Genomic DNA, 22045 nt, shown 5'->3' with positions numbered 1-22045 from the left:
GCCGGGCCGCCCGCCCGTCGGGCGACGACCGCGAGGCCGCGATTCTCGCAACCGCCCGCCAGCTGCTGGAGACCAAGAACTTCGCCGATATTTCGGTCGATGACCTGGCCAAAGGCGCCGGAATCTCCCGGCCGACGTTCTACTTCTACTTCCCCTCCAAGGAAGCCGTCCTGCTGTCACTACTCGATCCGCTGATCAAGCGAGCGGACACCGGCTTCGACAGCGCCCTGGAGGACATGCCGTCCGATCCGAAGCGCGCCATCCGCCACGGCATCGAGATCTTCTTCAGCTCGTTCGGATCGCATCCCGCCACCGCCCGGGCCGGCACCGAGGCGTTGAACAGCAGCCCCGAGTTCCGCACGTTCTGGTCCGGGCTCATGCAGAAGTGGATCGGTCTGACGGCCGCGCTGATCACCGCCGAGCGCCAACGGGGCGCCGCCCCGGACACCATCCCGGCCATGGACCTGGCGACCTCGCTCAACCTGATGAACGAGCGAACCATGATGGCCGCCCTCGGCACCGAACAGCCCGCCGTCGACTACGACAAGGTGGTCGACACCCTCGCCCACATCTGGCTGAACAGCATCTACGGCGACGCCGCGTAACCCGTCGGCCGGTTATGCGAACATATGTTCGTGTGCGATGCGGCGGCCATCCTGCACGCTGATCTCGATTCGTTCTACGCATCGGTCGAGCAGCGTGACGATCCGGCTTTGCGCGGGCGCCCGGTGATCGTCGGCGGCGGCGTGGTGCTGGCGGCCAGTTACGAGGCCAAGGCGTTCGGCGTCCGCACCGCGATGGGTGGCAGGCAGGCGCGCGCGTTGTGCCCGCAGGCCGTGGTGGTGCCACCGCGAATGTCGGCTTATTCAGAAGCGAGCCGAGAGGTGTTCAGGGTCTTTGAAGACACGACGCCGGTGGTGGAGCCACTGTCGGTGGATGAGGCGTTTCTCGACGTGTCCGGGCTGGGCCGGGTGTCGGGCACCCCGGTCGAGATCGCCCGGCGGCTGCGCGAGCAGGTCAGCGAGCAGGTGGGGCTGCCCATCACCGTGGGCATCGCCCGCACGAAGTTCCTGGCCAAGGTGGCCAGCCAGGTGGCCAAACCGGACGGCCTGCTGATGGTGCCGCCGGACCGCGAGTTGGCGTTCCTGCATCCCCTGCCGGTGCGCCGGCTGTGGGGTGTGGGGGCCAAGACCGCCGAGAAGCTGCATGCCCATGGCGTCGAGACCGTCGCCGACGTGGCCGAGCTGTCCGAATCGGCGCTGGGCACCATGGTCGGCGGGGCGATGGCCCGCCAGCTGTATGCGTTGTCGCGCAACATCGATCGGCGCCGCGTGACCACCGGTGTGCGCCGCAGTTCGGTCGGTGCCCAACGTGCGTTGGGGCGCCGTGGCAACACCATGTCGGCCGCCGAGGTGGACGCCGTGGTGATCAACCTCGTCGACCGCATCACCCGCCGCATGCGTGGCGCGGGCCGTACCGGCCGCACGGTCGTATTGCGTTTGCGCTTCGACGATTTCGGCCGGGCGACGCGGTCGCACACCCTGCCCCGGGCCACTGCATCGACCGAGGCCATCCTGGCCGCCGCCCGCGCATTGGTGACGGCCGCCGCCCCGGTGATCGCCGAGCGTGGGCTCACGCTGATCGGGTTCGCGGTGTCCAACATTGACCACGAGGGCAGTCAGCAGCTCGAATTGCCCTTCGAGTCCGAGCCGGATCCGGTGGCGATCGACGGCGCGATCGACGAGGTGCGGCGGCGCTTCGGTAACGCGATGCTGACGCGCGGTGTGCTGGTCGGCCGCGACCCGGGTTTGGAGATGCCCACTCTGCCCTACTAAAAGAACTGCGCGGCAATGAATCCCGCAAGCAGCACGGCGAACCCGCCGATCTCACCGACGATGAGCGCCACCATTCCGACACGCAGGCCTGCGCTGGGCCGCTCGAACTGATTGGTGGTGTCACGCTTGGCGCCGTGCTCGATGTAGCTACCGATCGCGATCACGAAGAACAGCACCAGCACCATGGCCGCGGTGAGGTTCACCCAGGTCGGCCACGCACTGAGTTCGACGAACACCGCGGCCAGCAGCGTCGCGAAGGAGTACAGCAGGGCTGCCCGGTGGGCGATGTCGACGTACGGGTGGGCCAGGTGGTTTTCACTGGTGGCCATCTGCCGGTATTTCCATACCCCGAGCACCAGTGCCAGCAGGAAGATCAGTCCGGCGGCCAGCAGGGTGATGACGGTGTCGATGCCGAGATCCGCATGCATCGCGTGAGCTTAGACCGGCCGGATCTGAGTAGTCTCACGCATCCGGCGAATCGCTTTCGGGGATCGCCGAGCACAATCCGTTCACCTCAGCGGCTTGACGTCCATTCCAGGAGCTGCTCGGCGGGCCAGCTGTTGACGATCCGCTCGATCGGCACCTCGGCATCCAGGGCCCGCTGCGCCCCGTATCCGAGGAAGTCCAGCTGGCCAGGTGCGTGGGAGTCGGTGTCGATACTGAACACGCAGCCGATGTCGAGGGCCAGTTTCAGCAGACGGGTGGGCGGGTCGCGCCGCTCCGGTCGGGAGTTGATCTCGACGGCCGTGCCGTGGTCCCGGCAAGCCCCGAACACCTTCTCGGCGTCGAACTTCGACTCGGGCCGCATGCCGCGCCCGCCGGTGACCAGCCGTCCGGTGCAGTGACCGAGGACGTCGGTGTGCGGGCTCGACACCGCGGTGATCATGCGCCGGGTCATCGCCGCGGCGTCCATGGCGAGCTTGGAGTGCACGCTGGCCACCACCACGTCGAGGCGCTCCAGCAGTTCGGGTTCCTGGTCCAGGGAGCCGTCTTCGAGGATGTCGACCTCGATGCCGGTGAGGATGCGCATCGGTGCGACGCGTTCACGGAGTTCCTCGATGACGTCGAGCTGCTCGCGCAACCGGTCCGGGGACAGGCCGTTGGCGATCTTGAGCCGCGGCGAGTGGTCGGTCAGCGCACAGTACTCATGGCCCAGATCTCGGGCGGCCAGCATCATCTCCTCGATCGGCGCGGAGCCGTCCGACCAGTTGGAGTGCACGTGCAGGTCACCCTTGAGCGCGGCCCGCACCTCGCCGCCACCGAGATCCTTGGCAGCCGAGCGCAATTCGACCAGGGTGTCCGGCTCCCGCCCGGCCCAGGCCTGGGCGATCACCTTCGCGGTCTTGGGACCGACACCGGGCAATGACTGCCACCCGTTCGTCGCCCCGAGGCGTTCCCGTTGAGCATCGCTCAACGCTTCGACCGTATCCGCGGCGTTGCGGTACGCCATCACCCGACGCGGGTCTTCCCGGGCCCGGTCCTTGTAGTACGCGATCTGGCGCAGTGCGGTCACCGGATCCATGGGCTCCAGTGTGCAGGTTGCAGGACGCGGCGGCACCCGGCTACATTGGATTGCGACTTCCTTCAATCCATCAAATCTTCAGGTGGTAGCGTGCCCCACCACTTCCTCGGCAGCCCCGAACAACCGCTGTACGAGATCAAGGCCAACCTGTTCAAGGCCCTGGCCCATCCGGCGCGGATCCGGATTCTCGAGATCCTCTCCGCCGCCGGCAAACCCACGCCGGTCAGCGAGATTCTCGCCGAGACCGGCATCGAGCCGACGCTGCTGAGCCAGCACCTGGCGGTCCTCAAGCGTCACCAGGTGGTCAGCGGACGGCGCGTCGGAAATGCGGTGTTCTACGAGCTCGCGCACCCCAAGATCTCGGAATTGCTGGTGATCGCCAGGACCTTCCTGGCCGACACTCTCGGCGCGCGACGCGATCAATTGGAGACGCTGCAGGCGCTGCCGCCGATCGGGCACGGTTCATGATGATGAGCGCGGCGGCTCGTTTCCTGCCCCATCGCGATGATTACGCCGAACTGCCGCGCTCGTGGCGCGGCGACATTCTCGCCGGTGTGACCGTCGGCGTGGTGGCACTGCCGTTGGCGTTGGCGTTCGGGATCAGCTCGGGAGTCGGGGCGGCGGCTGGCCTCATCACGGCAGTGGTTGCCGGCCTGGTCGCGGCGGTGTTCGGCGGCTCTCATGTGCAGGTGTCCGGACCGACGGGAGCGATGGCCGTCATCCTCGCCCCGATCGTCGCGCAACACGGGCTCGCCAGCATCGCGCTCGTCACGCTGGTGGCGGGACTGGTGGTGCTGGTGGCGGGCATCACCGGGTTGGGCCGGGCGGTGACGTTCATTCCATGGCCGGTGATCGAGGGGTTCACCCTGGGCATCGCGATGATCATCTTCCTGCAGCAGGTGCCCGCCGCGGTCGCGCGTCCGGCGCCTGCCGGTGAGCGCACACTACCGGCAGCGTTCGACGTGATAACCCAGGCCGATTGGGCGGCCGCCGCGAAAACCCTTGGGGTGGTGGCTGTTGTCGCATTGCTGATGATCGCCCTCCCCCGCTTGCACCGTGCCATTCCCGAGTCACTGACAGCGGTCGTCGTGGTCACGGTTCTGGTCGGCGTGCTGCATATCCCGGTGGCCTCGATCGGCGAGCTGCCGTCGCATCTGCCCGCCCCGGTGCTGCCTCACGCCGACCTCGGCGCCTTACAGTCCCTGCTCGGTGCCGCACTGGCGATCGCCGCGCTGGCAGCCATCGAATCCCTGCTCTCGGCGCGGGTCGCCGCAACCATGTCGCCGACCGGGCCGTATGACCCCGACCGTGAACTGGTGGGGCAGGGCCTGGCCTCGATGGCCTCGGGCGTGTTCGGTGGTATGCCCGCAACCGGTGCGATCGCCCGTACCGCCGTCAACATCCGGTCCGGCGCCAGAACCAGGGCCGCGGCGATCGTGCACTCGCTGGTGCTGCTGGGTGTGGTCTATCTGGCGACCGGACCCGTTTCGGCTATTCCGCTCGCGGCGCTGTCCGGCGTGCTGATGGTGACGTCGTTCCGGATGATCTCGGCGCGCACGATCCGGAAGATCATGCGCTCCACCCGATCCGACGCACTGACCTTCGTCCTGACCGCGGTGGTCACCGTGTGCTTCGACCTGATCGAGGCCGTCGAGATCGGCATCGTCGTCGCGGCGTTTTTCGCGTTGCGCTCGGTCGCCCGACGCAGCAGTGTGGTCCGCGAGGAACTGCCCGGACCGCACCTGCCCGGTGACGATCAAATCGCACTGCTGCGGCTCGATGGCGCCATGTTCTTTGGTGCGGCCGAACGCATTTCGAACGCAATCGTGGACGCCGAACATCCGCACACATCCGTCGTCATCATCCGGATGTCGCAACTCGGCATGCTTGATGCCACCGGCGCACATACTCTCGCCGAGATCGCCGCCGATCTGGAGTCGCGCGGTATCACGGTGATCATCAAGGGTGTTCGTCCCGAACACGCCGAGTTGCTGGCCAACGTCGGCGTGTTCGAGTCGCTACGACACGAGAACCACCTGCTCGATTCGCTCGATGACGCGGTCGAACATGCGCGTACGCACGTTAGGTGACCGTACGAATCAACTTCTTGTTCACGAATTCGTCCATGCCGTACTTGCCGAGCTCGCGTCCGAAACCGGATCGCTTGACGCCACCGAACGGCAGCTCGGCGCCTTCGGCCCCGACCGCGTTGACGAACACCATGCCGGCGTCGATCCGGTCGGCCACGCGGGCGGCCTGCTCGGGATCGGTGGTGAAGACATACGAGCCGAGCCCGAACGGGGTGTCGTTGGCGATCTCGACGGCCTCGTCCTCGGAGCCGGCCTTGTACACCACGGCCACCGGGCCGAACAGTTCCTGCCGGTAGGCGTCGTTGTCCTCGGTGACACCGGTGAGCACCGCAGGCGGATAGAACGCGCCGCGCCGCTCACCGGCCGAGGTCAGCTTGGCGCCCTGGTCGACGGCGGCCTTGACCTGCTGCTCGAGGCGCTCGGCAGCCAATTCCGACGACAGCGGGGCGATTCCGTCGGCCGCGGCCAGCAGCTTCTCGGTGAACTTGGTCAGGAAGTCGTCGTAGAGATTCTCGGCGACGATGAACCGCTTGGCGGCGTTGCAGGCCTGCCCGGTGTTCTCCATCCGGCCCTCGACCGCGGACGCGACGGTGGCGTCGAGGTCATCGGTGGACAGCACGATGAACGGGTCGGAGCCGCCGAGCTCCAGGACGCACTTCTTGAGGTTGCGGCCGGCGATCTCGGCCACCGCGGCGCCGGCCCGTTCGGACCCGGTCAGTGACACCGCGGCCACCCGCGGATCGGCGATGATCTCGGCAACCTGGTCATTGGTGGCCCGGATGTCGATGTAGGCACCCTGCGGGAATCCGGCCTCGAGGAAGATCAGCTGCAGCAGCTCGGCGGATTCGGGGCACTGCGGGGCATGCTTGAGCAGAATTGTGTTGCCCACCACCAAGTTTGGGCCGGCGAACCGGGCGACCTGGTAGTAGGGGTAGTTCCACGGCATGATGCCGAGCAGCACGCCGATCGGGCCTCGCTTGACCACCGCGGTGCCTTCCCCGTCGAGCAGGGTGATCTGCTCGTCTGCCAGGAACTTCTCGGCGTTGTCCGCGTAGTACTGGTAGATGGCGGCGCTGAAATCGACCTCACCCAGGGCCTGGTCACGCGGCTTGCCCATCTCACGGACGATGACGTCGGCGAGCTGCTCGCGGCGCTGCTCGTGCAGGGCGGCGACCTTGCCGATGAGCGCGGCCCGCTCGGCGACCGTGGTGGTGCGCGCCCAGCTACGTCCGGTCTTGGTGGCAGCCTCGATCGCGGCCTGGATCTCGGCGTCGGTCGAGGTCGGGTAGGTGGCGACCACCTCGGAGGTCGCCGGATCGGTGACTGCGTACTCGCTCATGTTCACTCCCAGACGGGTCTAATCGGGGGATTCCGTACATTTCCCTGCCCGACACTACCGATTGCGGCGGCCAAATGGCACTGAAGATACGGAATCAGCACCGAGTGCGACGTTCAGGAATGAACCAGGCGCCGCGACTAGTTTTTGAAGAGTGCGCTTTGCCTTCAAAACCTCCCCGCAGAACACGACCTGGGCCGACATGCTTGCCATCTGGAAAGCTGCCGACACGATCGACGTCTATGAATCCGGCTGGACGTTCGACCACTTCTATCCGATCTTCTCCGACTCGTCCGGCCCGTGCCTCGAAGGCTGGACGACCCTGACCGCGCTGGCGCAGGCCACCGAGCGCTTGCGGGTCGGGGTGCTCGTCACCGGCATCCACTACCGTCATCCCGCCGTGTTGGCCAACATGGCCTCGGCCCTCGACATCGTCTCCAACGGCCGCCTCGAACTCGGCATCGGCGCCGGCTGGAACGAAGAGGAGTCGGGCGCATACGGCATCGAACTGGGCTCGATCAAGGAGCGTTTCGACCGTTTCGAGGAGGCCTGCGAGGTCCTCAAGGGTCTGCTGACCCAGGAGACGACGACGTTCGACGGCAAGTTCTACCAACTCAAGGACGCCCGCAACGAGCCCAAGGGCCCGCAGCAGCCGCACCCGCCGTTCTGCATCGGCGGCAGCGGCGAGAAAAGGACGTTGCGGATCACCGCGAAGTACGCCGATCACTGGAACTTCGTCGGCGGTCCGCCCGAGGAGTTCGCCCGCAAGCGCGATGTGCTGGCCGCGCATTGTGCCGACATCGGCCGCGACCCCAAGGAGATCACCCTGTCGGCGCACGTGCGTCTGGGTGCGGACCACGACTACGCCAAGGTCGTCGACGAGGCTGCCGCGCTCGGCGCCGAAGGTCTGGATCTGGCGATCATCTACCTACCGCCGCCTTACGACCCGGCCGTGCTGGAACCCCTGGCCGAGGCGATTCGGGAGTCCGGTCAGCTGACGAGCTGACCCGGACACGGCTACGCCCTCGGATCGACGCAGTGACGTCGGTTCGAGGGCGTTCAGCTATCGGGACGGATACCCGTCAGACGCCGAAGCGAAGTAGCTCGTCGGCCGTGACCAGGCGTTCGTTCTTCGCCGGGAATTCACGGCTCTTCATCGGGTGACGGAACAATGACCAGGCAATTCGACCCATCCGTGACCGACTGATCGGATTGATGTACACGGTGATCACTCCTGCGACGTACTGGTAGCTGTATCCGTAGTTCCACGTTACCGCAGCACTCTCACCCCGTCATTAGATACCCGACTTGTGGCAAACTGCGTATGCCACGCCGCAGAAATGTCATCTGTTTCTGATGAGACTGTTGTGACCAATGTGGCGTTGAAATCAGCCAAACTCGAGATGTGGATCACATTTCTGTGCGAATCGAGGCCCCCATACGACGTGATGCACGACACAGGAGCTAATTAAGAGATCTCTCAATCTTCTCCTGTTATCCCGGCGCCGGGAAAGCTGTGCGCCGGCGGCGTGTATGCCCCGCGGGCGAGCAGCCGCGCGATGTTGGCCCGGTAGATCTCGTCGGCCTCGGCGTGGCGCACGGGTTCGCGCTCGAGCCACAGATTCTTGGGGTGGATCGGGTCGTCGTACATGTGGCGGAAGATCTCGGTCCGCAGATCCTTGAGCCAGTTCGAGTTCAGGTTCATCACCCGGAACTGGCGCAGGGCCTCGATGTCGATCACGCCCGCGACCACCGAGTTGTGCCCGGACACGGTGTGACCGAGGACCGCTCCGTTGTAGTCGACGATGTGGGAGTTACCGCCGGCGATGTCGAAGGCGTGCGCCGCGTCTTGGGTCGCATAGACCGGCCCGGTGTTCGGGCAGATCATGTACAGGCTGTTGAAATGCGCATGCGCCCGGTTCTGCAGTAACCACGTCCCGCCCGGGTCGGACCCGGCCTGTGTCATCGGCACTGCCTCGCTCGGCCGGTACACCACCTCGGCACCCTGAAATGCCAGGGCCCGCACGGCTTCCGGATATTCTCCGTCGCTGCAACAGATCGTGCCGATCGTACCGATGTCCGGGGTCCGCAGAACCGGATAGAACGCGTCGAGCCCGTCGCCGAACAGTTCGACCCACCGGTCGTACACGTCGTGTGGAGTGCAGGACCGTTCGCGGCACCAGACGTGGTTCTTCGTCGCCCGATGGACCACCTCCCCGGCCGGGGAGATCGCGATCATCGAGTTGAAATAGCGGTCCGGCATCACCTCGGGCCACCTGGCCTTGCACTGAGCGATGAGATAGATCCCGTGTTGCCGGGCAAGTGCACCTAGTCGCTCGGTCTCGGGCCCGGGGATGTCGATGAACATCTCCCGTGCGGCTCGCACGTGCGGGATGTCGAAGGCCTCGTCGCCGAAGCCGGTCAGGGCACCTTCGGCGAGGGCGACGAGCTTGACCGGCATGTTGATCGAAACCGTCGACACCGCGGCATGCACGGTGTCCTCGATGACGTCGAGGTTCGCCTGGATCTGCGATCGCCGTTCGATGTTGCGTACCACCGTCGACAGGCCCACGGCCAGATAGGGCGCGATCGGCGCCCTGCCGTTGTCAGCGTCCACAGGCGTTCACCTCCGGCATCCGATGAGCCCACGGCATCGCCGTCTCCAATTGAGCGGCAACGGCGATGAGCGTGCCTTCGTCACACATGGGGGCGGCCAGCTGAACACCGATCGGCAACCCGGACCGGGTACATCCCAGCGGCAGGCTGATCGCCGGTCCCCCGGTGGCATTGAACAGCGGGGTGAACGAACACACGCCGAGCAGTTTCCGCATCCATTGCCCGGGTGTGAGCGACGCATCGTCGGAATCGAGGTCGCCCAGCAGTTGGGGTGGCCGGCTCAGTGTGGGGGTGAGCAGCAGATCGTACTCGGTGAAAAATGTTCCGACAGTGCGGGAAACCTCGTTGAAGACCGCGAGTGCACCGCCCAGTTCGGTGGCCGTGACGCGTCGGCCGTGCTCAGCGCATGCCAAGGTGGTCGCTTCGAGGTTGTGTGCACCGGGCGTGGTCCCCACCGCCGCGGCGAGCGCGTCGATGCCTTCGGCCAGAGACACACTCCATACCGGCAGGTTGGCGTCGACGAACTGATCCCAGCGGAAGACCGGTGAATCGGGCCGGACGTGATGTCCCAAGCCTTCGAGCACGGACCCGACAGCGGCGACGGCGGCGACCACCTCCGGATCGACGGGGTCGCCGGACCAGGACTCGGTGTGGATCGCGATGCGCAATCCGCCCGGGTCCCGGCCGATCTCGTCGATGTAGGGACACGCCGGGTCGCGGATGACGTACTTGTCGCCGGGCGCCGCTCCGCTCACCGCATCGAGCAGTGCCGCGCAGTCCCGCACCGAACGCGTCAGCCCGAACTCGACCCCCAACCCGGACAGCGGCTCACTCGCGTCCGGTGCGACAGACACCCGGCCGCGGCTCGGCTTGAGACCGACCAATCCGTTGGCCGAAGCGGGAATCCGGATGGATCCGCCACCGTCGGTGGCATGGGCGATCGGGAGAGCGCGGGCAGCCACCAGCACCGCTGAGCCACCACTCGAACCGCCGGCACTTCGTGCTCGGTCCCACGGGTTGCGCGTCGATCCCTGGGTGACCGGTTCGGTGTTGCCGTTGAACGCGAACTCCGGGGTGGTGGTGAGCGCGACGGCGGCGAGCCCGGCCGCCCGGAAGCGCTTCATCAGTTCGGTGTCGTGCGGAAACGCCACGCCCTGGCCGGTCAGCCGGCTGCCGAATCGCGTCGGCACCCCGGCGGCGTGTATCGCGAAATCCTTGAGCGCGAAGGGGATCCCCGCGAAGGCGCCATCCCCGTCGCAGTCGAGCGCCACCTCCCAGGGTCCGGCGACCACCGCGTTGAGCGCCGGGTTGACCGCCTCGATCGCGCCACGGGCCGCGTCGTGCACCTCGGCCACCGACACCTGGTTGTCGCGGATCAGCTCGGCGAGTCCGGTCGCGTCGTACTGCGCGTATTCGTCCGGTCTCATCAGAGCACACCGTCGTCGTGAACGATGTTCCCCGCCAGCAACGTCCGGTGGACGCGCGTGTGTTTCAGCTCCTCGACATCGCACGTCGACGGGTCACGATCGACGAAGATCAGGTCGGCGTGGTTGCCCGGCCGAATGGACCCGATCTCGTCCCAGCCCAGGATTTTCGCGGCGCTCGTCGTCCACATGGCAAGCGACTCCATCCGGGTGATCACCTGGTCGGGCCCGTCGTTGCGCAGGTCGGTGCCGGCGATCTCGTGTGTTTGCGCCAGCGCGATCTGCTCCCAGGGGTTCTTGGGGCCCCAATCCGATCCGCCGGAGACGTCGAGACCCGCATCGAGCAGTCGCCGCAGCGGCACCATGTCGCGCCAGACATGCCTGCCGATGCGCTCGTCGTAGATCGCGCCCTTGCCCCACGCGAATCCGACGGACGTGGTGACCTGGAAACCGAGGGCTTTGTACCGGCGCACATGATCGGGACTGATGGTGATGGCGTGCTGCAGAATCCAGTTCTTGTCGCGAAAGTCGTGTTCGGTGACGACGCGTTCGGCGATCTCCAGGAAGTCGTCATGCTCGCGGTAGGACCCGATACAGATGTTCGCCCTGATTCCGTTCTCCGCGCAGAACCGGACGAACGACTCCTCTTTTTCGAGCGAGACGAATCGATTCCCCTTGGTGGGCCTGCCGAACGGGTCCGCGTACGTCTCGTGCATCGCGAAATGACCGGCAAAACAGGGCCCGCCGGGGCTGATCGTCATACCGGCGATTCGGAACAGCTCGTCGGTGGTATCGGATGACTGGGGCGCAAGGGTTTTCAGCTGTTCGTCGAAATCGGACAGTGACAGCGGTTCGAAGGGATAGAAGATCACCGACTCGACGTCGAACGTCGCCTGGACGCGCATGGTGAGCATCCCGGCGCTACGTAAGTGCTGATACATCTGGAGGTGGATCGGCTCCATCGCGTGTCCCTCGTACAGCGTGGTCACGCCCCGAGCGGAGAACCGCGCCATCTCGTCGAGGACGCCGGGGACCGCGTGGGCCGGATTCAGCGGTGGCAGCTTGAGCAGGATCTGACCCCAGAACGGGTCGTAGGTGTAGTAGTTGTTGACCGGCCCGCGCAGGATGCCGGTCAACCGGCCGTGTTCGTCCTTGTCGATCTCGACGTCGCACACCTGGTCGGGGATGAAGTCCGACAGGCCCACCGCGCGCAAGCCGGCGCTGTTGAACGCCACGATGTTGGGCGTCCGCGGCGCCCAGGCCTGGATGAGTACCGGGTGCTCGGTGGTGGCCAGGTCGAGGGTGTGACGATCGGGCAGGCGGCGTTCGGCGAGATCCCGCCATGACCTGCGGATGAAGTAGTGCGCTTCACCGACGGGCGTACAGATGATCCATTCGCCGGACGGGGTGTCGGCGGCGCGGGTGCGAATCCGCGCCACGATGTCGGCGTGGTCCACGGCATCGCTCAGATCGACCAGGCCGCCGCGCAGTGCACCGAAGTGCATCACGTGGGGATGCGTGTCGATCAGGCCGGGCATCACCACGGCGTCGCCCGCGTCCATGATCTGGGCGTCCGGCCCCGCGGAGTCGGTAAGGTCCGCGAAACTGCCGGCCTCGACGATCACACCGTCGTCGAGGAGGACGGATTCGGCCATCGGCCTGGTCTCATCGAAGGTCAGGATCTTCGAGGCTCGGACGAGTGTTCTGCTCACACCGGCACTCTATGAACGGCCAACCCGGGGGAGAATCATCCGAAAGGATGAAGTCCGTAACCGGCGGGGTTCGGGTTGGTATGGAGGATGTTGAGATGTCGGTGGCCGCGACGGATTTCAACACCGCGTTCAAGCGCAACACCATGGAATTCCTGTCGCGGTTCGTCCGTGTCTCGGGCCTGGTCTTCTACTCGGTTGACCACGCCATGAACGCCGGTGAGCACGTGTTCGACCGGATCCGTCCCGAAGAGAACGGTCCCTACACCGGCTATTTCCATGAACTGGATCCGTTTCATCCCCGCCGATTCGCCGGATCGGGTGCCGATCTGGCGACGTCGCACGATCTCGGGCGGCGGTTGGACAGCACGGACTACTACGCGGAGTTCTTCCGGCCGATGGGCTACCGGTACGAGGCGGAACTGTACCTACGTCACGCCGGACGTATAGTCGCCGGAATCTCCCTGCTGAAAAGCGCGAAGGACGGCGACTTCACGAAGGAGGAGCTCCGGTTCTTGCAGAAGTCCCACGGATTCGTCGAGCAGTCGTACTGCATGCTCGGTCAACTGCCCAGCGCACCGAGTTCGTCGGCCGTCCCCGAGCACTGGAACCTGTCGGCCCGCGAACGCGATGTCGTCGGCCTCCTGGCCCAGGGCGCGAGCAACAGCGATATCTCCCGCGCCCTGTTCATCAGCGTTCCGACCGTGAAAAGCCATCTGCAGCACGTCTATCGGAAATCCAACGTGCATTCGCGAACCGAGTTGGTCACCCGGCTGGCGCGCGGTTAGCGCTGCGGTGCGGCGGTGGGCGATCAGGAAAGAACTCGTCAAGCGCTGTAACCGAGCGCGCGCCGTATCGCCAACGCCTGATCGAGGGACGGCTCGTCCGGAGTTCCCGACAACGTCAGGTACCGCCCTCCGTCACCCATCTCGATGTGTACCTCTTCCGGCACGGCGGACATGTCCAATGGGACGTCGTCGCGGATGTACGTCATCCAACCGACTCGTACTTGCTGAGGCTTCTTATGCCGTTGTGCCTTGTGAAAGGCGTATGTACACACTGACACGTACTCCGGCTCCCAGGCGGCAACCAGCGCAGTGAGATAACCCCGTACTACCTCGCTTTCGTCGGCGGGATCCCCTGCAGCTGGGTCGAGCTCTAGAAACACGTGGTTGCGCAGCGCACGCGGTCCGGAGAAGCCGCAGCGCACCTTATATGAAAATAGCGGGCCACCAGATGCGACGACCGGCTCGTCCAGCCTCTCTCGTACGAACTCAAGGTAAACCCCGGGCACAGTCCGAGGGCCCTCATTGATCCGTTCGGTCACCGAACTGACCGCATCGACGATCGCATCGATGTCGTCGGCGGCCACCGGTTGCAGCTGCAGCACATCTTCGGCGTTCCAGAATTTCAATGACCAAGGCGAATACACACCCGGCTCGGGCGGAAGTAATTGCCACGAACGCTGCATGCGTTCGGCCGACTGCCGCAACGACTCCGCGCGGTCACCCCAGGAACCTATGAAATCCAACGTCATTTCCACCATCCTAGAATCACTCAGGCGGCACGTGTTCGACGTTGATCACGTCGCCATAACCGCCATCAGCAACCATTTTCTCAAGCGCTTCCGCGACTCGGGGTTCAGCGACCCGCCACTCCACCTCTTTGCCTGCCTGCCGTGCAGCGTCAGCTTGACGGCTGAGTTGGTCCTCTAGCTTGTCTACAGCCTTGAGGTCTTTGAAATTGCCGTCCTTGCCCACCATCCAGTCATAACCCTCGCCCTTGGCTTCGATCAGCAGGCCCTCGCCATCATTGGCTTCCTTGTCCCAGCCATCGAACTTGACGGGGTTCTCACCCTCACGCGGCACTTCGTACTCCGTACCCGCCGGAGCGCCGGATACCTGCTCCTCGTAGGCCTTCGCCCGTTCAGACATACCGTTGCGATTGGCCTCGATCCATTCGCCAGGCCCGCCGTCGGACTTGACGTCCGACGGCATGATGTCGATGAGATCGCCGAGATCGACACTCGGAAAGTGCTCCGCGGTGAAGGCCAAGATCGCGGCGAACGTGACGATTCCCGCAGCCAGCGCCGCCAACAGTGCCAGGTCAGCGGCCACAAGGACAGGGACAAAGGTCTTCATGTCGCCCGAGCCGTAGCCCATTGCGGTGGCCTGACGAAGATTGCCAGCCAAAGCGGCGTCCTGGCTAGCGAATTGGGCGAGCAGCGTCTTCATCTGGAATGAGTTGCGCGCCGCCAGCTGCCGAATCTGCATGGCAGCAACGGGACTCCTCTGTGCCAGCTGATCCAGCGGACCGCCGGCTCGTACGCTGACAGTGCCTTCGTCGGACACGTCCCAGCCCTGTTGCGTCAACTGCGCGACGTTGTCGACAATCGTCTGACGCGTCGCCCCGAGCTGATTTCCGCCGTCCTGCAACGCCGCCTGCGTTCGTGTCAACGTGTCGTGCAACTTCTCCTGACGGACCGTCGTCTTGTCCGCCGAACGCACCGCAGCGTCTGCGGATGAACCTTCCCAGGCGTTGCGGAGCTGATTAACGACGCCACGATGCGAATCCATCTGCGCGGCCACTGCCGTCGCCGCCCGACCCACGTTGGCGGCCTCGGCCACAAGCCTCTGGGGCTGAGAGGCTTCGACAACGCTGATTGTGACCGGCATGGCTGTGCCGGTGCTCGGTGTCGCAGGCATACAGCTCAGACGGTCTCGTAGCGGGCCGGCCCGGCGAACTTGCCCAATGCCTCAGCGGCCGCGCCATCGGTCTTCTCATACTCGGTGGCCGCAGAGCGCAACTTGGTCGCGTACTGCGACATCTCGGTACTCAACAGGTCTCTGGCTGTCTCGAGCACAGTCTCGCACTGACTGGCTGCCGCGGCGGACTGAAGACCCGCGAGTGCCGCAGCACTCGCCGCCAGTGGTTGTCCCACTGTCAGTGCCGCCAACTCCGAAGAGAGCGTTTCCTCCTGCTGCGCCGACGCGGTCAGCACTGGTGGATTCACTTTGAGTGTCGGCGGCACACAACAATTTTAATCGGCCTTCGCAGGAGGCCGATTCACCAAGTTAGCGCTGCGGCGCGGCGGTGGGCTTGATGACCGCGGGCAGGGCGGTCTTGCCCATCAGATAGCGATCCACACCCGCGGCAGCGGCCCGGCCCTCGGCGATCGCCCACACGATCAGCGACTGTCCACGCCCCATGTCGCCGGCGACGAACACGCCGGGCACCGAGGTCTGGAAGTTGTTGTCGCGGGAGACGTTTCCGCGGTCGGTCAGCTCGACACCCAGCTTGGTGAGCAGGCCTTCCTTCTCCGGTCCGACGAAGCCCATGGCCAGCAGCACCAGGTCAGCCTTGAGCTCGAAGTCGGTCCCCTCGACCTTCTCGAACTTGCCGGCGTTCATCTTGACCTCGTGTGCCCGCAGGCCGGTGACGCGGCCGTTCTCACCGATGAACTCCTCGGTGTTGACCGAGAACACGCGCTCGCCGCCCTCTTCGTGCGCCGAGGACACCCGGAACATCAAGGGGTAGGTCGGCCATGGGGTCGAGTCGGCGCGGGTCTCCGGCGGACGCGGCATGATCTCGAACTGGTGGATGCTGGCCGCGCCCTGACGGTGCGAGGTGCCGAGGCAGTCCGCGCCGGTGTCGCCACCGCCGATGATGATGACGTGCTTGTCCTTGGCCGTGATCGGCGGCTGGCCGTTCTCGTCGAGGACGTCGTCGCCGAGCTGGACGCGGTTGGCCCAGGGCAGGAATTCCATGGCCTGGTGAATGCCGTCGAGCTCGCGGCCCGGGATCGGTAGATCGCGCCACGCGGTGGCCCCGCCGGCCAGCACGACCGCGTCGTAGTTCAGCCGCAGCTGTGCGACGGTGATGTCGACGCCGACGTTGACGCCGGGGCGGAACTGAGTGCCTTCGGCCGCCATCTGCTCCAGACGCCGGTCGATGTGGCGCTTTTCCATCTTGAATTCGGGGATGCCGTAGCGCAGCAGGCCGCCGATGCGGTCGGCGCGCTCGAACACCGTGACGGTGTGGCCGGCCCTGGTGAGCTGCTGGGCGGCGGCCAGTCCGGCCGGCCCGGACCCGACGACGGCGACCTTCTTGCCGGTTTGCACGTCGGGCATCTTCGGGACGACCCAGCCCTGGTCGAAGGCGTTGTCGATGATCTCGACCTCGACCTGCTTGATGGTCACCGGATCCTGGTTGATGCCGAGGACGCAGGACGCCTCACACGGAGCGGGGCACAGCCGGCCGGTGAACTCCGGGAAGTTGTTGGTGGCGTGCAGCCGCTCGATCGCGTCGCGCCACCGGTCCTTGTACACCAGGTCGTTCCACTCGGGGATCAGGTTCCCCAGCGGGCAGCCGTTGTGGCAGAACGGGATACCGCAGTCCATGCATCGCGATGCCTGGTCTTGCAGCTTCTCGTGGGAGAAGTCCTCGTAGACCTCTTTCCAGTCCTTGAGGCGCAGCGGAACCGGCCTGCGGGCTGGGAGCTCCTTGGAGGTGTGCTTGAGGAAACCGCGCGGATCAGCCATTGGCGGCCGCCATGATCGCGTCGTTGACGTTCTCGCCGGCCTTTTCGGCCTCGGCGATGGCGGTCAGCACGCGCTTGTAGTCGCGCGGCATGACCTTCACAAAGTGCTTCAAGTTGTTATCCCAATCAGACAGGATCCGTTGGCCCACAGCCGAATCGGTTGCGTCGACGTGAGCGGCAATGAAGTCGTGCAACCACACCGTGTCTTCTGCGTCAGCCGGCCCCAAAGCTTCCAGCTCCACCATCTCGGTGTTCAGGTTCTCGCCCAGCACCCCGGCCGGGTCGTAGACGTAGGCGACACCGCCGGACATGCCTGCCGCGAAGTTGCGGCCGGTGGGTCCCAGGATGACGACCTTGCCCCCGGTCATGTACTCACAGCCGTGGTCGCCGACCCCTTCGACGACCGCGTGGGCGCCGGAGTTCCGGACCGCGAACCGCTCGCCGACCTGACCGGACAGGAACGCCTCGCCACTGGTGGCGCCGAACAGCGCCACGTTGCCGGCGATGATGTTGTCCTCTGCGGCAAAACCGGCCGGCGCCTCCAGGGCGGGGCGCACCACGATCCGGCCACCCGACAGACCCTTGCCGACGTAGTCGTTGGCGTCGCCGTAGACCCGCAGCGTGATGCCCTTGGGCACGAACGCACCGAAGCTGTTACCGGCCGACCCGTCGAACGTGATGTCGATGGTGCCGTCCGGAAGTCCCTGCCCGCCATAGACCTTGGTGACCTCGTGGCCGAGCATGGTGCCCACCGTGCGGTTGACGTTGGTGATCTTGGTCGAGAATCGCACCGGCGAGCCACTGTCCAGCGCCTCGCGGCTCTGGGTGATCAGCTGCTGGTCCAGTGCCTTGTCCAGGCCATGGTCCTGACGCGAGCTGCAGTACAGATCCTGGTTCATGAACGCCGACTCGGGCTCGTAGAGCACCGGAGTCAGATCGAGCTTGTGCGCCTTCCAGTGCTTGGCGGCCTGGGTGGTGTCCAGCGCGCCGACCTGGCCGACCATCTCGTTGATGGTGCGGAAACCCAACTGCGCCATGAGTTCCCGCACTTCTTCGGCGATGAACATGAAGAAGTTCTCGACGAACTCGGGCTTGCCGTTGAACCGCTCACGCAGCACCGGGTTCTGCGTGGCCACACCCACCGGGCAGGTGTCGAGGTGGCAGACACGCATCATGATGCACCCCGAAACCACCAGCGGCGCAGTGGCGAAACCGAATTCCTCCGCACCCAGCAGCGCGGCGATCACCACGTCGCGGCCGGTCTTCAGCTGGCCGTCCACCTGGACCACGATGCGGTCGCGCAGGCCGTTGAGCAGCAGGGTCTGCTGCGTCTCGGCCAGGCCCAGCTCCCACGGCGCACCGGCGTGCTTCATGGACGTGAGCGGGGTGGCGCCCGTTCCGCCGTCGTGGCCGGAGATCAGCACCACGTCGGCGTGGGCCTTGGAGACACCCGCGGCGACGGTTCCGACGCCGTTCTCGCTCACCAGCTTCACGTGCACGCGAGCACTGGGGTTGGCGTTCTTCAGGTCGTGGATCAGCTGAGCCAGATCCTCGATCGAGTAGATGTCGTGGTGCGGCGGCGGGGAGATCAGGCCGACACCCGGGGTCGAGTGCCGGACCTCGGCCACCCACGGGTACACCTTGTGTCCCGGAAGCTGGCCGCCCTCACCAGGTTTCGCGCCCTGGGCCATCTTGATCTGGATGTCGCTGCAGTTGGTCAGGTAGTGGCTGGTCACGCCGAACCGGCCGGAGGCCACCTGCTTGATGGCGCTGCGGCGCCAGTCGCCGTTCTCCTCGGGATCGAACCGGTCGACGCTCTCGCCGCCCTCGCCCGAATTGGACCGGGCGCCAAGGCGGTTCATCGCGATGGCCAAGGTCTCGTGCGCCTCGGCCGAGATCGAGCCGTAGCTCATGGCACCGGTCGAGAAGCGCTTGACGATCTCGGCAGCCGGCTCCACCTCGTCCAGCGGCACCGGCGGTCGCACGCCGTCGCGGAACTTCAGCAGACCACGCAGCGAGGCCATCCGCTCACTCTGATCGTCGACCAGGGCGGTGTACTCCTTGAAGATCGAGTACTGGCCGGTGCGGGTGGAGTGCTGGAGCTTGAACACCGTGTCCGGGTTGAACAGGTGGTACTCACCCTCACGACGCCACTGATATTCGCCACCGACCTCGAGCTCGCGGTGGGCGCGCTCGTCGGGGCGGTCCAGGTAGGCCAGCGAGTGGCGCGCGGCGACGTCGGCGGCGATGTCGTCGAGGTCGATGCCACCCACCGGGCAGCTCAGCCCGGTGAAGTACTGGTCGAGCACCTCCTGCGAGATGCCGATGGCTTGGAACAGCTGCGCGCCGGTGTAGGAGGCCAGGGTCGAGATGCCCATCTTGGACATCACCTTCAGCACGCCCTTGCCTGCGGCCTTGACGTAGTTGGCCTTGGCCTTGTCGCTGCTGATCCCGGAGATCACGCCGCGGTCGACCATGTCCTCGATCGACTCGAAGGCCATGTACGGGTTGATCGCGGCGGCACCGAAGCCGCACAGCATGGCCATGTGGTGCACCTCGCGGGCGTCACCGGCCTCGACCACCAGGCCGACCTTGGTGCGGGTGCGCTCGCGGACCAGGTGGTGGTGCACGGCGGCCACCGACAGCAGCGACGGGATCGGCGCCATGGTCTCGTTGGACTCGCGGTCGGACAGCACGATGATGCGGGCACCCTCGCGGATTGCCTCCGACACCTTGGCGCGGACGTTGTCCAGCGCTTCCTTGAGGCCCTGGCCGCCCCGGTTGACGGGGTACAGGCAGCGGATCACGGCGGCACGCATGCCGTGCTTGTGGCCCCGCACCTCGTGGTCGGGGTCGACGCAGATCAGCTTCGACAGGTCGGCGTTGCGCAGGATCGGCTGCGGGAGCACGATCTGGCGGCATGATTCCGGACCGGGGTTGAGCAGGTCGCCCTCGGGCCCGATCACGCCCTGCAGGCTGGTGACCACCTCTTCACGGATGGCATCCAGCGGCGGGTTGGTGACCTGGGCGAACAGCTGCTGGAAGTAGTCGAACAGCATCCGCGGCCGGGCCGAGAGGATGGCGACGGGGGTGTCGGTGCCCATCGAGCCGAGGGCCTCGGCGCCGGTGCGCGCCATCGGCGCCACCAGCAAGTTCAGTTCCTCGTAGGTGTAGCCGAAGATCTGCTGGCGCAGCACCACGCGGTGGTGCGGCATCCGGACGTAGTCACCCGGCGGCAGCTCGTCGAGCGGGAACAGGCCCGCCTCGATCCATTCCTGGTACGGCTGCTCGCTGGCGAGCTGGGCCTTGATCTCCTCGTCGGAGACGATGCGGCCCTGCGCGGTGTCCACCAGGAACATGCGGCCGGGCTGCAGGCGCAGCTTCTGGACGACGGTGGACGGGTCGAGCGGCAGCACGCCGGCCTCCGACGCCATCACGACCAGGCCGTCTTCGGTGACCCAGATGCGGGACGGGCGCAGCCCGTTGCGATCCAGCACGGCGCCGATCACGGTGCCGTCGGTGAAGCACACCGAGGCGGGGCCGTCCCAGGGCTCCATCAACGAGTCGTGGAACTCGTAGAAGGCGCGACGCGCGGGATCCATGGTCTCGTGCCGTTCCCACGCCTCGGGGATCATCATCAGCACGGCGTGGGGCAGGCTGCGGCCGCCCAGGTGCAGCAGCTCGAGCACCTCGTCGAAGCGGGCGGTGTCGGATGCCCCGGGGGTACAGACCGGGACGATCTTGTCGAGCCCGTCGGCACCGAACAGGTCGGTGCGGATCAGGGCCTCGCGGGCACGCATCCAGTTCTCGTTGCCGGTGACGGTGTTGATCTCGCCGTTGTGGGCGATCCGCCGGAACGGGTGGGCCAGCGGCCAGGACGGGAAGGTGTTGGTGGAGAAGCGGGAGTGCACGATGCCCAGCGCACTGGTCATCCGCTCGTCCTGCAGGTCCAGGTAGAACGCCTTGAGCTGCGGCGTGGTCAGCATGCCCTTGTAGACGAAGGTCTGACCGGACAGGCTCGGGAAGTACACGGTCTCGCGGCCGGGGCCGTCCTGGCCCGGGCCCTTGGTGCCCAGCTCGTGCTCGGCGCGCTTGCGCACCACGTAGGCCTTGCGCTCGAGGTCCATGCCCGAGGCGCCGCCGATGAACAGCTGCCGGAAGGTGGGCATCGCGTCGCGGGCCAGCGCTCCGAGCGACGAGTCGTCGGTCGGGACCTCACGCCACCCGAGCACCTGCAGACCTTCGGCCTCGACGATCTTCTCGACGGCCTCGGCTGCCGCGGACGCGTCGCGCGAGGACTGGGGCAGGAAGGCGATACCGGTGGCGTAGCTGCCTGCCTCGGGGAGTTCGAAGTCGACTACTTCACGCAGGAAGGAATCCGGAACCTGGAGCAGGATGCCGGCGCCGTCGCCGGTGTTCGGCTCTGCGCCCTGGGCACCGCGGTGCTCCAGATTCACCAGTGCTGTGATCGCCTTGTCCACGATGTCCCGGCTGCGGCGACCATGGATGTCTGCCACCATTGCCACACCACACGCATCGTGTTCATATGCGGGGTTGTACAGCCCGACCTTGTTGGGCGCCATTCCCACCTTGCCCTTCAACACGCTTCTACGAAGAAGCCGGCTCGGCGTGGGCGCCCTCCGTGCAGCACTGGACGACGGCAATGTCCCACACGCCATAAGTGGAGAAAACGATAAGGCACCTACCATGGCAGATGCCAACTTAGCTAAGCCTAACTATACTGGATCGGCGACTTCGCGCCCCTCGCATCCGCCCGCCAGAAAAGCGACGAATCCAGTTGTGGCCGTATGGAATTCGCACACTCACAGCCGGACCCGCCACACCCGCCCGCTCGACCCGACATCGGCCCGCGGCGGAATTCAGTTTGCTGTAAAAGTCATATTTAGCCGTTATAGTGCTGTTATATGACTTTTTTGGTTTGCCTAAAGCCTAGTCAGATTCTTAGAATTCCC

At 65.8% G+C, this 22045-nt stretch carries 16 protein-coding genes and 1 pseudogene; 6 read left to right on the top strand and 11 right to left on the bottom strand.

The window, feature by feature from the left end; all coding sequences use genetic code 11:
* Both BN4332_RS24450 and dinB read left to right on the top strand, forming a co-directional pair.
* Window positions 1–605, top strand: a 605-nt coding sequence (locus tag BN4332_RS24450) for a TetR/AcrR family transcriptional regulator (RefSeq protein ID WP_066902056.1), incomplete at its 5' end; no start/stop codon positions are given.
* A 30-nt stretch (window positions 606–635) separates the two neighbouring features.
* Window positions 636–1835, top strand: a complete 1200-nt coding sequence (dinB, locus tag BN4332_RS24445; protein WP_435405177.1) for a DNA polymerase IV — start codon at window positions 636–638, stop codon at window positions 1833–1835.
* Here dinB and BN4332_RS24440 read toward each other — a convergent pair.
* Both BN4332_RS24440 and BN4332_RS24435 read right to left on the bottom strand, forming a co-directional pair.
* A complete protein-coding gene (locus tag BN4332_RS24440) occupies window positions 1832–2263 on the bottom strand; it encodes a hypothetical protein (RefSeq protein ID WP_066902054.1) in 432 nt (143 codons plus the stop codon). The two genes, dinB and BN4332_RS24440, sit on opposite strands and share 4 nt — an antisense overlap.
* A gap of 86 nt (window positions 2264–2349) precedes the next feature.
* Window positions 2350–3357, bottom strand: a complete 1008-nt coding sequence (locus tag BN4332_RS24435) for a PHP domain-containing protein (protein ID WP_066902053.1) — start codon at window positions 3355–3357, stop codon at window positions 2350–2352.
* Between the two features lie 90 nt (window positions 3358–3447).
* On the opposite strand from BN4332_RS24435, the gene BN4332_RS24430 reads away from it, so the two are divergent.
* The gene (locus BN4332_RS24430) at window positions 3448–3825 is read left to right on the top strand and encodes an ArsR/SmtB family transcription factor (protein WP_066902052.1); all 378 of its coding nucleotides are present in this window, start codon (window positions 3448–3450) and stop codon (window positions 3823–3825) included.
* Entirely contained in the window at window positions 3825–5447 is a 1623-nt protein-coding gene (locus BN4332_RS24425) for a SulP family inorganic anion transporter (protein WP_066902072.1), read from the top strand. The genes BN4332_RS24430 and BN4332_RS24425 overlap by 1 nt, the downstream gene beginning before the upstream one ends.
* Here BN4332_RS24425 and BN4332_RS24420 read toward each other — a convergent pair.
* On the bottom strand, window positions 5440–6786 hold the full coding sequence (locus BN4332_RS24420) for an NAD-dependent succinate-semialdehyde dehydrogenase (RefSeq protein WP_066902073.1): 1347 nt from the start codon (window positions 6784–6786) through the stop codon (window positions 5440–5442). The two genes, BN4332_RS24425 and BN4332_RS24420, sit on opposite strands and share 8 nt — an antisense overlap.
* Window positions 6787–6937: 151 nt before the next feature.
* On the opposite strand from BN4332_RS24420, the gene BN4332_RS24415 reads away from it, so the two are divergent.
* A complete protein-coding gene (locus BN4332_RS24415; RefSeq protein ID WP_066902051.1) occupies window positions 6938–7789 on the top strand; it encodes an LLM class F420-dependent oxidoreductase in 852 nt (283 codons plus the stop codon).
* Window positions 7790–8503: 714 nt separating this feature from the next.
* Here the strand turns inward: BN4332_RS24415 and BN4332_RS34625 are convergent.
* The 3 genes and pseudogenes from BN4332_RS34625 to BN4332_RS24395 form a co-directional block, all read right to left on the bottom strand.
* A pseudogene (locus BN4332_RS34625) lies at window positions 8504–9340 on the bottom strand (nitrilase-related carbon-nitrogen hydrolase); the annotation flags it as partial.
* A gap of 49 nt (window positions 9341–9389) precedes the next feature.
* Window positions 9390–10826, bottom strand: a complete 1437-nt coding sequence (locus BN4332_RS24400; protein WP_066902049.1) for an amidase — start codon at window positions 10824–10826, stop codon at window positions 9390–9392.
* Window positions 10826–12535, bottom strand: coding sequence for an amidohydrolase (locus BN4332_RS24395; RefSeq protein ID WP_160110928.1), 1710 nt, complete (start codon window positions 12533–12535; stop codon window positions 10826–10828). Before BN4332_RS24395 ends, BN4332_RS24400 begins: the two co-directional genes overlap by 1 nt.
* A gap of 80 nt (window positions 12536–12615) precedes the next feature.
* Here BN4332_RS24395 and BN4332_RS24390 point away from each other — a divergent pair, with 80 nt between their 5' ends.
* Entirely contained in the window at window positions 12616–13320 is a 705-nt protein-coding gene (locus BN4332_RS24390; RefSeq protein WP_066902047.1) for a helix-turn-helix transcriptional regulator, read from the top strand.
* A 38-nt stretch (window positions 13321–13358) separates the two neighbouring features.
* Here BN4332_RS24390 and BN4332_RS24385 read toward each other — a convergent pair whose 3' ends face one another.
* The 5 genes from BN4332_RS24385 to gltB are packed head-to-tail and all read right to left on the bottom strand — an operon-like array spanning window position 13359 to window position 21655.
* Window positions 13359–14069 (bottom strand): Imm52 family immunity protein, encoded by a 711-nt coding sequence (locus BN4332_RS24385; RefSeq protein WP_160110927.1) that lies wholly within the window; start codon window positions 14067–14069, stop codon window positions 13359–13361.
* A gap of 16 nt (window positions 14070–14085) precedes the next feature.
* The gene (locus tag BN4332_RS24380; RefSeq protein ID WP_160110926.1) at window positions 14086–15207 is read right to left on the bottom strand and encodes a Tox-REase-5 domain-containing protein; all 1122 of its coding nucleotides are present in this window, start codon (window positions 15205–15207) and stop codon (window positions 14086–14088) included.
* A 35-nt stretch (window positions 15208–15242) separates the two neighbouring features.
* Window positions 15243–15563, bottom strand: a complete 321-nt coding sequence (locus tag BN4332_RS24375) for a type VII secretion target (protein WP_084459395.1) — start codon at window positions 15561–15563, stop codon at window positions 15243–15245.
* A 43-nt stretch (window positions 15564–15606) separates the two neighbouring features.
* Entirely contained in the window at window positions 15607–17073 is a 1467-nt protein-coding gene (locus BN4332_RS24370) for a glutamate synthase subunit beta (protein ID WP_066902043.1), read from the bottom strand.
* On the bottom strand, window positions 17066–21655 hold the full coding sequence (gltB, locus tag BN4332_RS24365) for a glutamate synthase large subunit (RefSeq protein WP_066902042.1): 4590 nt from the start codon (window positions 21653–21655) through the stop codon (window positions 17066–17068). The genes BN4332_RS24370 and gltB overlap by 8 nt, the downstream gene beginning before the upstream one ends.
* Window positions 21656–22045 lie beyond the last annotated feature (390 nt).

The organism is Mycolicibacterium houstonense, assembly GCF_900078665.2.
In the GTDB taxonomy this organism is placed as follows: domain Bacteria; phylum Actinomycetota; class Actinomycetes; order Mycobacteriales; family Mycobacteriaceae; genus Mycobacterium; species Mycobacterium houstonense.
Note: the sequence above shows the minus strand (reverse complement) of the source record. Positions and strands in the feature narration are given on the sequence as shown.

Coding starts and splice junctions, on each gene's coding strand:
- BN4332_RS24440 (WP_066902054.1), bottom strand. CDS start 2,263: ATGCATGCGGATCTCGGCATCGACACCGTCATCACCCTGCTGGCCGCC.
- BN4332_RS24435 (WP_066902053.1), bottom strand. CDS start 3,357: ATGGATCCGGTGACCGCACTGCGCCAGATCGCGTACTACAAGGACCGG.
- BN4332_RS24425 (WP_066902072.1), top strand. CDS start 3,825: ATGATGAGCGCGGCGGCTCGTTTCCTGCCCCATCGCGATGATTACGCC.
- BN4332_RS24420 (WP_066902073.1), bottom strand. CDS start 6,786: ATGAGCGAGTACGCAGTCACCGATCCGGCGACCTCCGAGGTGGTCGCC.
- BN4332_RS24400 (WP_066902049.1), bottom strand. CDS start 10,826: ATGAGACCGGACGAATACGCGCAGTACGACGCGACCGGACTCGCCGAG.
- BN4332_RS24390 (WP_066902047.1), top strand. CDS start 12,616: ATGGAGGATGTTGAGATGTCGGTGGCCGCGACGGATTTCAACACCGCG.
- BN4332_RS24385 (WP_160110927.1), bottom strand. CDS start 14,069: ATGACGTTGGATTTCATAGGTTCCTGGGGTGACCGCGCGGAGTCGTTG.
- BN4332_RS24380 (WP_160110926.1), bottom strand. CDS start 15,207: ATGCCGGTCACAATCAGCGTTGTCGAAGCCTCTCAGCCCCAGAGGCTT.
- BN4332_RS24370 (WP_066902043.1), bottom strand. CDS start 17,073: ATGGCTGATCCGCGCGGTTTCCTCAAGCACACCTCCAAGGAGCTCCCA.
- gltB (WP_066902042.1), bottom strand. CDS start 21,655: ATGGCGCCCAACAAGGTCGGGCTGTACAACCCCGCATATGAACACGAT.